This window comes from Limimaricola variabilis (assembly GCF_014195545.1).
Classification (GTDB): domain Bacteria; phylum Pseudomonadota; class Alphaproteobacteria; order Rhodobacterales; family Rhodobacteraceae; genus Limimaricola; species Limimaricola variabilis.
The window spans coordinates 225667-239176 of the sequence record NZ_JACIBX010000002.1 but is presented as its reverse complement, the minus strand read 5'-3'; the positions used below and the strand labels follow the sequence as shown (position 1 = coordinate 239176).

14 protein-coding genes and 1 tRNA gene are annotated in these 13510 nt (G+C 68.0%); 7 read left to right on the top strand and 8 right to left on the bottom strand.

Annotated features, from left to right (window positions below):
• Positions 1 to 23: 23 nt before the first annotated feature.
• The 4 genes from FHS00_RS04255 (at position 24) to FHS00_RS04240 (ending at position 2749) form a co-directional block, all read left to right on the top strand.
• Entirely contained in the window at positions 24 to 521 is a 498-nt protein-coding gene (locus FHS00_RS04255; protein WP_183470202.1) for a GbsR/MarR family transcriptional regulator, read from the top strand.
• Positions 522 to 638: 117 nt separating this feature from the next.
• Positions 639 to 1715: a PAS domain-containing protein gene (locus FHS00_RS04250; protein ID WP_183470200.1), complete on the top strand. Its 1077-nt coding sequence runs from the start codon at positions 639 to 641 to the stop codon at positions 1713 to 1715.
• Between the two features lie 8 nt (positions 1716 to 1723).
• Positions 1724 to 2146, top strand: a complete 423-nt coding sequence (locus tag FHS00_RS04245; protein WP_183470198.1) for a response regulator — start codon at positions 1724 to 1726, stop codon at positions 2144 to 2146.
• Positions 2147 to 2479: 333 nt separating this feature from the next.
• The gene (locus tag FHS00_RS04240) at positions 2480 to 2749 is read left to right on the top strand and encodes a hypothetical protein (RefSeq protein ID WP_183470195.1); all 270 of its coding nucleotides are present in this window, start codon (positions 2480 to 2482) and stop codon (positions 2747 to 2749) included.
• A 138-nt stretch (positions 2750 to 2887) separates the two neighbouring features.
• On the opposite strand, the gene FHS00_RS04235 is transcribed toward FHS00_RS04240, so the two are convergent.
• From FHS00_RS04235 to leuC, 8 genes are all read right to left on the bottom strand, one after another.
• Positions 2888 to 3910, bottom strand: a complete 1023-nt coding sequence (locus tag FHS00_RS04235) for an aspartate-semialdehyde dehydrogenase (protein ID WP_085895142.1) — start codon at positions 3908 to 3910, stop codon at positions 2888 to 2890.
• Between the two features lie 98 nt (positions 3911 to 4008).
• Positions 4009 to 4085: transfer RNA gene (locus FHS00_RS04230), tRNA-Pro, on the bottom strand.
• Positions 4086 to 4138: 53 nt separating this feature from the next.
• Entirely contained in the window at positions 4139 to 5104 is a 966-nt protein-coding gene (locus FHS00_RS04225) for a DMT family transporter (RefSeq protein ID WP_183470193.1), read from the bottom strand.
• Positions 5105 to 5217: 113 nt separating this feature from the next.
• Positions 5218 to 6324: a 3-isopropylmalate dehydrogenase gene (leuB, locus tag FHS00_RS04220; RefSeq protein ID WP_183470191.1), complete on the bottom strand. Its 1107-nt coding sequence runs from the start codon at positions 6322 to 6324 to the stop codon at positions 5218 to 5220.
• An 87-nt stretch (positions 6325 to 6411) separates the two neighbouring features.
• On the bottom strand, positions 6412 to 7497 hold the full coding sequence (locus tag FHS00_RS04215; RefSeq protein WP_183470189.1) for an endonuclease/exonuclease/phosphatase family protein: 1086 nt from the start codon (positions 7495 to 7497) through the stop codon (positions 6412 to 6414).
• Positions 7497 to 8330 (bottom strand): hypothetical protein, encoded by an 834-nt coding sequence (locus FHS00_RS04210; protein WP_183470187.1) that lies wholly within the window; start codon positions 8328 to 8330, stop codon positions 7497 to 7499. The genes FHS00_RS04215 and FHS00_RS04210 overlap by 1 nt, the downstream gene beginning before the upstream one ends.
• A 402-nt stretch (positions 8331 to 8732) precedes the next feature.
• Positions 8733 to 9338, bottom strand: coding sequence for a 3-isopropylmalate dehydratase small subunit (leuD, locus tag FHS00_RS04205; protein WP_183470185.1), 606 nt, complete (start codon positions 9336 to 9338; stop codon positions 8733 to 8735).
• On the bottom strand, positions 9338 to 10741 hold the full coding sequence (gene leuC / locus FHS00_RS04200) for a 3-isopropylmalate dehydratase large subunit (RefSeq protein ID WP_183470183.1): 1404 nt from the start codon (positions 10739 to 10741) through the stop codon (positions 9338 to 9340). The genes leuD and leuC overlap by 1 nt, the downstream gene beginning before the upstream one ends.
• A 281-nt stretch (positions 10742 to 11022) precedes the next feature.
• Between leuC and FHS00_RS04195 the strand changes: the two genes are divergently transcribed.
• The 3 genes from FHS00_RS04195 (at position 11023) to rlmH (ending at position 13441) form a co-directional block, all read left to right on the top strand.
• Positions 11023 to 12447 carry a mechanosensitive ion channel family protein gene (locus FHS00_RS04195; RefSeq protein WP_183470181.1) on the top strand — a complete coding sequence of 475 codons (1425 nt, stop codon included), beginning with the start codon at positions 11023 to 11025 and terminating at the stop codon, positions 12445 to 12447.
• Positions 12448 to 12533: 86 nt separating this feature from the next.
• Entirely contained in the window at positions 12534 to 12971 is a 438-nt protein-coding gene (rsfS, locus tag FHS00_RS04190; RefSeq protein WP_407660050.1) for a ribosome silencing factor, read from the top strand.
• Entirely contained in the window at positions 12971 to 13441 is a 471-nt protein-coding gene (gene rlmH / locus FHS00_RS04185; protein WP_183470179.1) for a 23S rRNA (pseudouridine(1915)-N(3))-methyltransferase RlmH, read from the top strand. Before rsfS ends, rlmH begins: the two co-directional genes overlap by 1 nt.
• Positions 13442 to 13510 lie beyond the last annotated feature (69 nt).

The following is a 13510-nucleotide window of genomic DNA, read 5'->3' as shown; positions in this document are numbered from 1 at the left end:
TTCAAGGCCTAGGAGGGCCCGTGATGAGCGACACCGACACCGCGAAGACGGGCGACGATCTCGCGGCGATCCGCAGCGAATTCATCGAGAAGGTCGGCCTGATCGCGCAATCCAAGGGTTTGCCGCGCATCGCGGGGCGGGTCTTCGCGCTGCTGGTCTTCGACGGCGAGACCGTCTCCTTCGCCGATCTCGCCACCCGGCTCGGCGTCAGCCGCGGCAGCGTCAGCTCGGCCACCCGGCTGCTCGAGGATCGGGGCATGATCAAGCGCGTCGGCAAGCCCGGCCAGCGGCAGGACTTCTTTCGCCTCGCCGACGACCCTTATGAGAGCATGCTGGCGGCCGAGGCCGCGAGCCTTGAGCGGGCCCGGGCCGAGATCGGCGCGACCCTCGAACAGTTGCCCGATGGCTGCGCCGGGATCTGGCAGCGGGTCGAGGGCTATGCGCGCTTCTACGAGCGGATGGTCGAGGCGCTGAGCGGCGCGGAACCGTCGGATCATTCGTCGCGACGTCAGCAGGGCTGACCCCGGGTCACGACGTAACGGCCGCGTGGGGGAGGCTGGACTGCCGCCGGCGTTGTCTTATCTTCTGCCTTCGTATGACGAGCCGGGCCGCGATCCGGCGAGACGCATGGGTTTGACATGAGCGACCAAGCACATCGCAGCACGCGGGACGAGCACGGCAAGGAATTCGACCGGGCGCGCAACCAGGCGCAGCGCATGCCGATCCATTCCGAGTCCGGGGTGCTGTTCGAGCAGGCGATGGCCCAGACCCGCATGGCGATCTGCCTCGCCGACCCGAACCTGCCCGACCAGCCGCTCGTCTTCGTCAATCGCGCCTTCCGCGATCTGACCGGCTATGAGGAAGAGGAGATCATCGGCCGGAACTGCCGCTTCCTGCAGGGGCCGGGCACCGATCCCGAGCAGGTGCGCAAGCTGCGCCAGGCGATCGCCAACGAAGACGTGGTGGTGGTCGAACTGCTCAACTACCGCAAGGACGGCTCGGCCTTTTGGAACGCGCTGCATCTGGGGCCGATCTACAACGAGGACGGCTCGGTGCGGTATCTGTTCGGGTCGCAATGGGACGTGACCGACGTCCACGCCGCCCGCGCCGACGAGAAACATGCGCGGATGATGGAGCGCGAGATCAGCCACCGCATGAAGAACATGTTCGCGGTGATCTCGTCGGTCGTCACCATGACCGGCAAGCTCGACGACGCCGAGGAGCTGGCCGAGAAGATCAATGCCCGGATCCGGTCGCTGGGGCGCGCCCACGAGGCGATGCTGGAGGTGTCCTTCACCGAGGGCCCGACCGATCCCCACCCGCTGTTCCGCGACCTGCTGCTGCCCTATGCGCCGAGCGGCGAGGCGGGTTTGACGCTGGAGGGCGGGGCGGTCCCGCTCGACAGCAACATCGTCTCGGTGCTGGCGCTGACGCTGCACGAGCTGGCGATCAACGCCGTCAAGCACGGCGCCTATTCGGTGCCGGATGGCCATGTCCGGCTTGCCTGGGCGCGCGAGACCGATGCCGAGGGCGAGGAGCGACTGCGGCTCGACTGGCGCGAGAGCGGCGGGCCTGCGCCCGAGGGGCCGCCCAAGCGCCGCGGGGTCGGCACCACCATCATCCGCCGCATGCTCGCCATGGGCGACGGCGAAATCAGCCATGACTGGCGCCCAGAAGGGTTGCGGGTCGAGATAAGCTTTCCGACCAGCCTGTGAGGGACGTCATGACCGAGATCAACAGGCCGGGGTCCGGCCATCGCCCGCTCGCAGGCCTGACCGTCCTGGTGGTCGAGGACGAGGTGCTGATCGCCATGGACATCAACGAGACGCTGGAGGAGGCGGGGGCCGAGGTGGTCTATGGCCGCAACCTGCGCCAGGGGATGCAGCGGCTGGAGCAGGAACTCGACGTGGCGCTGCTCGACGTGACCCTCGGCCGCTCGGAAACCTGCCTGCCGATCGTCGAGGCGCTGCGGGCGCGCGGGGTGCCCTTCGTCCTGCATTCGGGCGATTTGCAGCGTCTGGGGGAGACCATCTCCAATATCGGTGCGCCGGTGCTGGAGAAGCCCTGCGACATGGGGATGATCATCGAGGCGCTGCAGGAAGCGGTCGGCAGCGCGCAGCCGGGCGCGATTCGCAGCCGCGGGTAGATTAGGCTCTCCACCGCTGCATTCACCGGGTGAAAACTTCGCCCGGTGCGAGTGGTGCACACGTCGATCTTCGAACTCTGCGGGCGCGGGAAATGCCGTCCGATTGCATCGGCTTGTCCCTTGCACAGCTCTGTCCCATCGGCGATCCGTACCGCCACCGGATCGTGGTGCGATTGCATCGAAGGGCCCGCGCTGGCACGATGACGATGCGTGTTACCCTGCGTCACTTCTCTCGGGGGCGCGTCATCCGAAGTCCATGAACGGCGTCATGACGACCGTGCCCCATGCCGTGGTGCAGGGCCGGGACGCTCTTGCTTGATGATTGGAAATTTTATGAGAATCGCAATTCTCGCGACGGGCCTCGGGCTCGCCGTGCTGGTGCAGCCATGGGCCGCGGCGGCGCAGGATGCGGCCGTGCCGGGCTATCTGGAGGGAGTCGCCTCGCAGTTGCAGGAGAACGGCTACCGCCATGTGCGGCTGGTCGACACCGACGCCCGCAGGATCGTCGCCTTCGACCGAAACGGCAGCGAGGTCGCCCTGACCATCCACCCACGCAACGGCAGCATTTCGTCGTTGGATTATGTCCGTTCCCACGATCGTTGAGATCGGGAGGGAAGGAGAACGCCTCCGCGACGTGGTTTCGCCTCTGACCGTTCAGTGCGTGTGATGGGCGGCCCCATGCGTCTGCATGGGGCCGTTCGGCGCTGACGAGGCTCCGGCGGAGCCTCATCGGGGCGCGCCTTACCCTTTCTTGAGGGCCTTCTGGCCGAGCACTTCGGCGATCTGCACCGCGTTGAGCGCCGCGCCCTTGCGCAAGTTGTCGGAGACGCACCACAGGTTCAGGCCGTTCTCGATGGTCGAGTCCTGGCGGATCCGGCTGATGAAGGTGGCGAAGTCGCCCACGCATTCGACCGGGGTCACGTAGCCACCGGGCTCGCGCTTGTCGATCACCATGACGCCCGGGGCCTCGCGCAGGATGTCGCGGGCCTCGTCCTCGTCGAGGAATTCCTCGAACTCGATGTTGATCGCCTCGGAGTGACCGACGAAGACCGGCACCCGCACGCAGGTGGCGGTGAGCTTGATCGACGGGTCGAGGATCTTCTTGGTCTCGACCATCATCTTCCACTCTTCCTTGGTCCCGCCATCCTCCATGAAGACGTCGATATGCGGGATCACGTTGAAGGCGATCTGACGCGGATAGACCGAAGGCGCGACCTCCTGGCCGGGCACGTACATGCCCTTGGTCTGGTTCCACAGCTCGTCGATCGCGTCCTTGCCGGTGCCGGAGACCGACTGGTAGGTCGAGACGACGACCCGCTTGATCTTGGCGCGGTCATGCAGCGGCTTGAGCGCCACCACCATCTGCGCGGTCGAGCAGTTCGGGTTCGCGATGATGTTCTTCTTGGTGTAGCCCAGCACGGCGTCGGCGTTGACCTCGGGCACCACCAGCGGGACGTCGGGGTCCATGCGGTAGAGCGACGAGTTGTCGATCACCACGCAGCCCTGCGAGGCGGCCTTGGGGGCGTATTCCTTGGTGGCCTCGGAGCCCACGGCGAAGAGCGCGATGTCCCAGCCGGTGAAATCGAAGGCAGCGAGGTCCTGGGTTTTCAAAGTTCGGTCGCCGAAGCTCACCTCGGTGCCGAGCGAGCGGCGGCTGGCGAGAACGGCGATTTCCTCGATCGGAAACGCGCGCTCGTCCAGGATGTTGAGCATTTCGCGACCCACGTTGCCCGTGGCGCCGACGACGACGACCTTGTAGCCCATGTTCTGGAGCCTCCTGAAAGTTCGAGCGGTCCCTACACGTTTCGCGACGGAAGGGAAAGCGCCCGGCTGCGCATCGAGGCTGTCATGTGGGGAAAAACTGGTCGGAGTGAGAGGATTCGAACCTCCGACCCCCTGCTCCCGAAGCAGGTGCGCTACCAGGCTGCGCTACACTCCGACCGTGGCGCCGACCTAACGCCTTGTTTGCCGCTTTGCAAGAGGGGGTGGCGATCATTCCTGGCGGAACCGTCCGGGCCGCAGGAACCGCTTGAGCACGCTGGCGCGCGGCGCGCTACCGGTCTCCCAGCGCAGCCGCGTCTGCGAGACGGGGCGGTGCGCCGACCTGCCGCCGCGGCCCTCGCGCAGCACGATGTAGATGCCGGAGGCGATGATGATTCCGGTGCCGAGGATGGTCGCCCCGTCGGGCAGCTCGTCGAAGAACAGCGCGCCATAGGCGGTGGCCCAGATGATCTGGCTGTACTGCATCGGCGCGACCACGACCGCCTCGCCGGTGGAATAGGCCGCGACCATGATCCGCCCGCCGATCCAGCCCAGCACCGCGATCAGCGCCATCAGCCCGAAATCCGAGATCGGCATCGGCTTGTAGACGAAGGCCAGAGCCGCGCCCATCAGCACGAAATTGGCGATCATCGGGTAGAGCAGCAGCACGACGGGGCGCTCGTCATGGCCGATCTTGCGCACCACGATCGACGCGGTGGAGCCGCCGATCGCCACGCCGAGCGCCGCGAGATGGCCCAGCGACAGCTCGGTCTGGCCGGGCCTGAGCACCACCAGCACCCCCGCGAGACCCACCAGGACCGCCGCCCAGCGGTGGATGCCGACGGTTTCACCCAGCACGGGGATGGCCAGCACGGTGATCAGCAGCGGCGTCGCGAAGATCAGCGCGTAGACCTGTGCCAATGGCAGCTGCGAGAAGGCGTAGAAGGCGGATGTCGCGGTCAGGAAGCCGGCGGCGGTCCGCAGCGCGACCCACCAGGGGTGACGCGGACGCAGGGTGCCGGGTTCGGGATCGCCGATGATCATCACCAGCGCCAGCGGGAAGGCGAGCGTCACCGAGAAGAAGATCAGCTGCACCGGCGAGTAGCCGCTGCCCAGCACCTTGATGACCACGTCATGCGTGGCGAAGACGCCGAAGGAAGCAAGCGCCAGCAGCGCGCCTCTCGCATTGTCACCCATGCGCGTTCTCCCGGTCGAAATGGCGATGATAGCGCCACCATTGTCCGAGCCCCGCGCGCGATGCAAGCCGGGGAGGGTTATGCGGGCAGGTTTCCCCGCCCGCATGACCGGTGTCAGATCGAGGCGTCGAGCGCGGCGATGATGGCGTCGCCCATCTCGGCGGTGGAGATCGGCGTGCCGCCCTCGGGGCCGAGCAGGTCGGCGGTGCGCTTGCCATCGGCCAGCACCTTCTCGACGGCCTGCTCGAGGCGGGTCGCCTCGTCGCCATTGTCGAAGCTGTAGCGCAGCGCCATGGCGAACGACAGGATGCAGGCGATCGGGTTGGCCTTGCCCTGACCCGCGATGTCGGGAGCCGAGCCGTGCACCGGCTCGTAGAGCGCCTTGGGACGGCCATTGGCCATCGGTGCACCCAGGGACGCGGAGGGCAGCATGCCCAGGCTACCGGTCAGCATCGCCGCGGCGTCCGAGAGCAGGTCGCCGAACAGGTTGTCGGTGACGATCACGTCGAACTGCTTGGGCCAGCGGCAGAGCTGCATGGCGCCGGCATCGGCATACATGTGGCTCAGCTCGACATCCGGATACTCGGCCTCGTGGATCTCGGTCACCACCTGGCGCCAGAGCACGCCCGACTCCATGACGTTGGCCTTCTCCATCGAGCAGACCTTGTTGTTCCGGCGGCGGGCCAGCTCGAAGGCGGAGCGCGCGACGCGGGCGATCTCGCTCTCGGTGTAGCGCTGGGTGTTGATGCCGACGCGCTCGTTGCCTTCCTTGTGGATGCCGCGCGGCTCGCCGAAATAGACGCCCGAGGTCAGCTCGCGCACGATCATGATGTCGAGGCCGGCAACCACCTCGCGCTTGAGCGAGGAGAAATCGGCCAGCGCGTCGAAGCACTGCGCCGGGCGCAGGTTCGAGAACAGGTCCATTTCCTTGCGCAGGCGCAGCAGGCCGCGCTCGGGCTTCACCGAGAAGTCGAGCGTGTCGTATTTCGGGCCGCCCACGGCGCCGAGCAGCACGGCGTCGGCGTTCTGGGCACGCTCCATGGTGGCGTCGGTGAGCGGGGTGCCATGCGCGTCATAGGCCGCGCCGCCGACGAGGTCCTCCTCGACGTCGAAGGCGAGATCGCGCTTCTCGCCGTACCAGCCGATGATCTTCTTCACCTCGTTCATGACTTCGGGACCGATGCCGTCGCCGGCGAGGATCAGAAGGGAAGGATTGGACACTTTGGCGCTCCGGGTTGAAACGAATGGAATGGCGATGCGGTAGCCCGTGGTCGCCCTCGGGTCAAGTTCGCGCCCGGCCGCCCGCGCTCACTCCAGTTCGAGATCGACCCAGACCAGCCGGTGCGCCGAGGCGCGCGCCGCGGCCTCGGCCAGCGGGCCGGTGGCGGGCCAGACCACGCCGGCATCGATGACGGCCAGCCCGTCGCGCGAGGGCAGGACGTAATCGACCCGCAGGTTGCCGGGGCCGTCCGGGGGGGCATCCCAGTCGGCCGTGTCGTGCGAGGGGTCGCCCGCATGGGCGGGATCGGCCGCCGCGCGGCCGCCCTCGCTGCCGGGGAGGGGGTCGGCGAGACGCGGGTCGCCGAGCAGCGCGCGCATCGCCTCGCGGCGTCCTTCCCCATCGGCGGGGTCGAGATTGGCAAGGCCCAGGATGACGAAGGGCGGCGCGGGGGCGGGGCCGAGATCCCCGTCCATGAGGCGCGGCCACAGCCGGATCTCGTCGCGGTTGCGCAGCCCGTTGAGATCCTCGGGCCCGTCGAAGACCGGCGGGGTCGCGGCGAAGGCCAGCAGCCGGAGCGGCCCGGACGGGGTCTCGGCCCGCACCACCCAGTGTCCCGCGCTCGACAGCCGCCGCGCCGCCTGCGCTTCGGCGGAGGGAAACGGTGTGCCCTCGATTGCGGGCTGCTCCGCGCCCGGCAGGTCGCGCCAGAGCAGCCCGGTCAGGTCGCGCTCCAGCCGCAGCGGGAAGCGCGACAGCAGCGCCATGGCCCCGTCGCCGGTGGAGCGGCCGTAGCCATGGGAATCGCGCGCCCCGTCGATGCGGCCATCGCCGTCGAGATCGAGCCCGGAGGCCAGCCCCGCATTGGAGGGCGGGGCGAGGCGGTGCGGATAGTCCGGCGCGCCCGCCGCCTGCAGCCGCGCCGCGAGCGCGTCGAGCGTCGCGCCCTGCGCGTCGCGGTCGACGCCCGTGAGCAGCAGGATGTCGGGGGCGGCATGGGCGACGATCCGGGCCATGGCGGCGATCTGCGGATCCTCGCCGCGCTGCAGATCGCGCAAAAGCAGGCCGGGGCCGTCGCGGCTCAGTTCGGGGTCGTAGCTGGCGATCCGGATCGGTTCGGCCGCAAGCGGGAGGGCAAGCGTGGAGAGCAGGGCGCCGAGCCGCGCCCCGCGCATCAGGCCGGGATCAGCCCGGCCTCGCGGGCCGAGGCGCGCTCGCGCTGGGCGCCGATCATGTCGGCGACGCGCTGCAGCGCGACGCCGCGCATCAGCAGGCTGGCGGGCAGGAAGGCCCAGCCGGTCAGCGCCCAGATCATCGTGTGCGGGTTGGACAGGTCGAGCTGGCCGAACATCGGCATGCCGAGGCTGAGCAGCGCCGGGATCACGAAGGGCAGCAGGAAGCCCAGCACCAGGTTCACCTGACCGTCGCGGCGCAGCCGCCAGATCACGTCCGGCCCCGAGGTCGGGTCGAAGGTCGGCAGGTTGATCCAAACGTTGAAATTGCCCGAGCGCATCGGCCAGCCGCGGAACCGCAGCAGCCCGGCAAACAGCGCCATCGAGGCGAGCGAGAGCAGGTAGCTCAGCGCCGCGCCGGCCCGGACCTGGTCGGCGAGCGCGCCGGGCGTGCCGTCGGGCAGGGTCAGCATCAGTAGCCGCACCGGCGAATAGGGAATGTCGAGCAGGTGGCCCAGCGGCGCGGTCAGCGCGGCGACCAGCGCGGTGATGGTCGCGGGCTCGCTGGCGTCGCGCGCCAGCAGCGACAGCAGGAACACCGCCGCGCCGAGGGTGACGAAGCGGATGCGGTTGAAGGGCGGCGCGTCCCGGAACTCCACCAGGCTGGGCGAAACCGAGGTATATTCCACCGCCGTGAACAGGCCGGCGCCGAGCGCGACCAGCGCGACGATCTCGGGGGTGCCCGAGGCGCCGGTCTGCAACAGCATCGATGGTGTCGCGATCAGCAACATCATCAGCGCCGCGCGCAGGAGTCCTCCTGTCAGTCGCGTGACCATAGTCTGCCCATTCCTGTGCCGAGCGGCCACGATTGAAATCCGCGGCTCTTCATCGGCGATGTGCGGCCCATGCAGGCCCGCTTGCCTCAATCCTGCCACTATTTGGGCCCTTTCCGAGTTCAGGCGCAACGATCAAGACTCAGGAAGCGCTCGAACTGCGGCTCTTTTGCGACGCGGAGGCAGCCGAACTGGTCCGATAATGGGACGGGTACGCCCAATTCTATGCCTTATTCGGGCCATATCTTGTGGGAGAGGGTGGGGGATGCCCTACCAGCGGTGGGTATATATGACTTTACGTCATATTCTTTTGGATTGGGCCCCACGAAAAACGGGGCGACCCCGGCGGGCCGCCCCATTCTTGTCCGAATCATCGCCCGCCCGCGCCGGGGCGTGCTGCCTCAATCAGACCCAGGGACGGGCTTGCGCGGCTTGGCTTTCAAAGCTGTCGATCGCGGCGGCCTTCTCCATGGTCAGGCCGATATCGTCGAGCCCCTCGAGCAGGCAGTGCTTGCGGAAGGGGTCGACTTCGAAGTGGAAGCTCTCGCCCTCCGAGGTGGTCACGGTCTGGTTCTCGAGGTCGATGTCGAGCCGGGCGTTGGCGCCCTTCTCGGCGTCGCGCATCAGCACCTCGACCTGCTCCTCGGGGAGGGTGATCGGCAGGATGCCGTTCTTGAAGCAGTTGTTGAAGAAGATGTCGGCGAAGCTGGTCGAGATCACGCATTTGATCCCGAAATCCTTGATCGCCCAAGGCGCGTGCTCGCGCGAGGAGCCGCAGCCGAAATTGTCGCCGGCGACGATGATCTCGGCGTTCCGGTAGGCCGGGTTGTTGAGCACGAAATCCGGGTTCTCGGAGCCGTCGTCGAGGTAGCGCATCTCGGCAAACAGGTTCACCCCGAGCCCCGACCGCTTGATGGTCTTGAGGAACTGCTTGGGGATGATCATGTCCGTGTCGATGTTGACCAACGGCATCGGCGCGGCGATGCCGCTGAAGCTTTCGAACTTGTCCATCACATCATCTCCCGCACGTCGGTCAGGTGTCCGGTGATCGCGGCGGCCGCCGCCATCGCCGGGCTCATCAGGTGGGTGCGCCCGCCCTTGCCCTGGCGCCCCTCGAAGTTGCGGTTCGAGGTCGCGGCGCAGCGCTCGCCGGGGGCGAGCTGGTCGGGGTTCATCGCCAGGCACATCGAGCAGCCGGCGAGGCGCCATTCGAAGCCCGCCTCCTTGAAGATATCGGCCAGGCCTTCTTCCTCGGCCTGGGCGCGCACGAGGCCCGAGCCGGGCACGACCATGGCGCGCATGCCGTCCTTGATCTTCTTGCCCTTGAGGATCGCGGCTGCGGCGCGCAGATCCTCGATCCGGCCGTTGGTGCAGGAGCCGATGAAGACCGTGTCGATCTTGATCTCCTTGAGCGGCGTGCCGGCCTTGAGGCCCATGTAGTCGAGCGCGCGCTTCGCGGCCTCGACCTTGCCACCCTTGAAGGCGGCCGGATCCGGCACGACGTCGGTGATCGGCAGCACGTCCTCGGGCGAGGTGCCCCAGGTGACGACCGGGGCGATGTCCTCGCCGCGGATGGTGACGACCTTGTCCCAATGCGCGTCGTCATCGGAATAGAGCGTCTTCCACCACTCCATCGCCGCTTCCCACTGCGCGCCCTTCGGCGCATGGGGCCGGCCCTTGACGTATTCGAAGGTGGTCTCGTCGGGCGCGATCAGGCCGGCGCGGGCGCCGCCCTCGATCGCCATGTTACAGACCGTCATCCGACCTTCCATCGACAGCGCGCGGATCGCTTCGCCGCAATACTCGATGACATAGCCGGTGCCGCCGGCGGTGCCGGTCTTGCCGATCACCGACAGGGTGATGTCCTTGGCGGTGACGCCCGGCGCGAGCTTGCCGGTGATCTCCACCTTCATGTTCTTGGACTTCGACTGGATCAGCGTCTGCGTGGCGAGCACGTGCTCGACCTCAGAGGTGCCGATGCCATGCGCCAGCGCGCCGAAGGCGCCATGCGTCGCAGTGTGGCTGTCGCCGCAGACCACGGTCATGCCGGGCAGGGTCCAGCCCTGCTCGGGACCGACGATATGGACGATGCCCTGACGGATATCGGAGACCGGGTAGTAGTTGATCCCGAACTCGCGCGCGTTCTTGTCGAGCGCCTCGACCTGGATCCGGCTGTCCTCGTTCTCGATGACCTTGTCGCGGCCCTCGGTGGTGGGGACGTTGTGGTCCGGCACGGCGATGGTCTTCTCCGGCGCGCGCACCTGACGACCGGCCATGCGCAGCCCCTCGAAGGCCTGCGGGCTGGTCACCTCGTGCACGAGGTGACGGTCGATATAGAGCAGGCCGGTGCCGTCGGCATCCTGCTGGACGAGGTGGGCGTCCCAGATCTTGTCGTAGAGTGTCTTGCCGGTCATGGAGTGGTCCTCTTGCGGCTGGATATGTGTGACGGGCGCGCGCTGGCGCCGGGGGTCGTGCGGGCGCGAAAGCGCCCCGCCGCGTCAGAGTCGCGCGAGGATCGTGCAGGTCGCGCCAAAGAACCGCCAGGGCAGCCGCGCGCGATCATCCATGTCGAAGACCCGTGTCATGGCGTCCAGATACTCCTTCGGACCCTGCGGCACAAGAGCCTGTGCAGCCGCTGGACCGGGGGGGCGGGGCGCTACATTCTTCGGACAGTCGAACGGGCAGGGGATGGGTGATGGAGCCGGAGACGGGCGTGGACGAGGTGGCCGGGACCGCGGCGCAGGAAGCCGAGGCGGCCGCCGCCGAGATGGCCCGTCAGGCCGAGGAGGCGCCCGAGGTGATCGCCCAGGCGGCGACCGATCTGGGCGACCGGCTGCTCGCGGATGCCGAGCGGGTGGCGCAGGGCGTGATGCAGCCCTGGAACGCCTGGCAGCTGGTGATCGTGCTCGGCGTCTTCGTGCTGGCGCATCTGGGCCGGGCCTGGCTCGGGCCGAAGCTGCATGACTGGATGCGGCACCGCACGGGCTGGCCGCGCTGGCGGATGCGCTACGCGGTGACGCTGCACCGGCGGCTGCGCGGGGTGCTGTTCGTGCTGCTGCTGTGGATCGCGCTGGCGGTGGTGCGGCAGATCGACCCCGGCGGCGGGGCCGGGGTGCTCAGGATCGTGGCCAACCTCGCCACCGGTTGGCTGATCGTGGCGCTGGTGGCGCGGATGATCGTCAACCCGATCCTGCGCGGCATCGTGCGCTACGGCGCCTGGAGTTGGATCACCCTGCGCATCCTCGACCTGACGGAGGAGACCTCGCGGCTGCTCGACAGCCTGTCGATCCAGACCGGCGATCTGCGGATCTCGGTGCTCTTGGTGCTCAAGGCGGCGCTGGTGCTCGGCGTCGCCTTCTTCCTGGCGCGGCTGCTGGCGCGGACCTCGGCGCACCGGATCGAGAGCAATGCCGAGATCAGCCCCTCGATGCAGGTGCTGGCGGTGAAGCTGTCGCAGCTGCTGTTCTACGGCATCGCGGTCTTCGTCGGGCTGCGCGCGGTGGGGGTGGACCTCACCGGTCTCGCGGTACTGTCGGGCGCGATCGGCGTGGGTCTCGGCTTCGGCCTGCAGAAGGTGGTGTCGAACCTCGTCTCGGGCCTGATCATCCTGCTCGACAAGTCGATCAAGCCCGGGGACGTGATCTCGCTGGGCGAGACCTTCGGCTGGATCTCGACGCTGGGCGCGCGCTACGCCAGCGTCGTCACCCGAGACGGCAAGGAATACCTGATCCCGAACGAGGACCTGATCACCACGCAGGTGGTCAACTGGACCCATTCCGACAACTCGGTGCGGATCGACATCGCCTTCGGCGCCTCCTATGGCGACGATCCGCATCTCGTGCGGCGGGTGGCGGTGGCCGCGGCGGCGGGCTGCGGACGGGTTCTGGAAAAGCCCGCGCCGGTCTGCCATATCACCGCCTTCGGCGATTCGAGCGTGGATTACACGTTGCGCTTCTGGATCGACGACGCGACGGCGGGACTCACCAATATCCGCGGCGACGTGTTCCTCGCCTTGTGGGACGCGTTCAAGGCCGAGGGCATCTCAATTCCCTTTCCGCAGCGCGAGGTTCGGGTGCTCGATGGCTCCGCCTTGCAGGTCGCGCAACGCACCGCCGAGTGATCGGACGAGAGGGGCGGGATCGTTGAAAACGGCCACCCCCCTTGCTACATTGAAACCATGCCTGGCGCCGGGGCAAAGTCGGCGGCGTGAAACCGGAGGATGATGACCTGTCCCTTTCCACCCATGCGGCGCAAGCCGCTTCCCGGGGCGCGGGCCTGATGGCCGGGGCGCCCTCCGCGACGAGTGAAACGCTGCTCGCAGCAATCCTCGCTTCCCTCGATGACGACAAGGCCGAAGAGATCGTGCAGATCGATCTGCGCGGACGCTCGGAGATGGGCGATTACATGGTGATCGCATCGGGCCGTTCGACCCGCCAGGTCGCGGCCATTGCCGAGCATCTCACCGACAAGCTCAAGCAGGAGTTCGGCGTGCTCTCGAAGACCGAGGGCAAGGAGACCGGCGACTGGGTGCTGATCGATACCGGCGACGTGATCGTTCACGTGTTCCGGCCCGAGGTGCGCGAGTTCTACCAGCTGGAGAAGATGTGGGCGCCCCAGGGGGCGGCCGCCGACGCCTTCCGCTGATGCGCGTGAGGATCTGCGCGGTGGGCCGGATGAAAGCCGGCCCCGAACGCGCTCTGGTTGATGACTATACTGCTCGGTTCGACCGGACCGGGCGGGCGCTGGGCCTCGGCCCGCTCGCCGTCTCCGAGGTCGACGACCGTAAGGGCGGCGGCATGGCCGCCGAGGCGGCGCTGCTGGAGCGCGCGATCCCGCAAGGCGCGGTGATCTGCGCCATGGACGAGCGCGGTCGCCAGATGTCCTCCCCCGATTTTGCCGAGATGCTGGCCGGTTGGCGCGACCAGGGTCGCTCCGAGGTCGCCTTCGTGATCGGCGGCGCCGACGGGATCGACCCGGCGCTCAGGTCGCGCGCCGACGCGATGCTCTCCTTCGGGCCGATGGTCTGGCCGCATATGCTGGTGCGGGCGATGCTGACCGAGCAGCTCTACCGCGCCGCCTCGATCCTCGCGGGCGCGCCCTATCACCGGGTCTGAACCGGGGCCCTCGGTGGACAAACGGGGCGCTTTGGCTCAGGACTTGCCCGACCCATTGCAGGAGGCCCC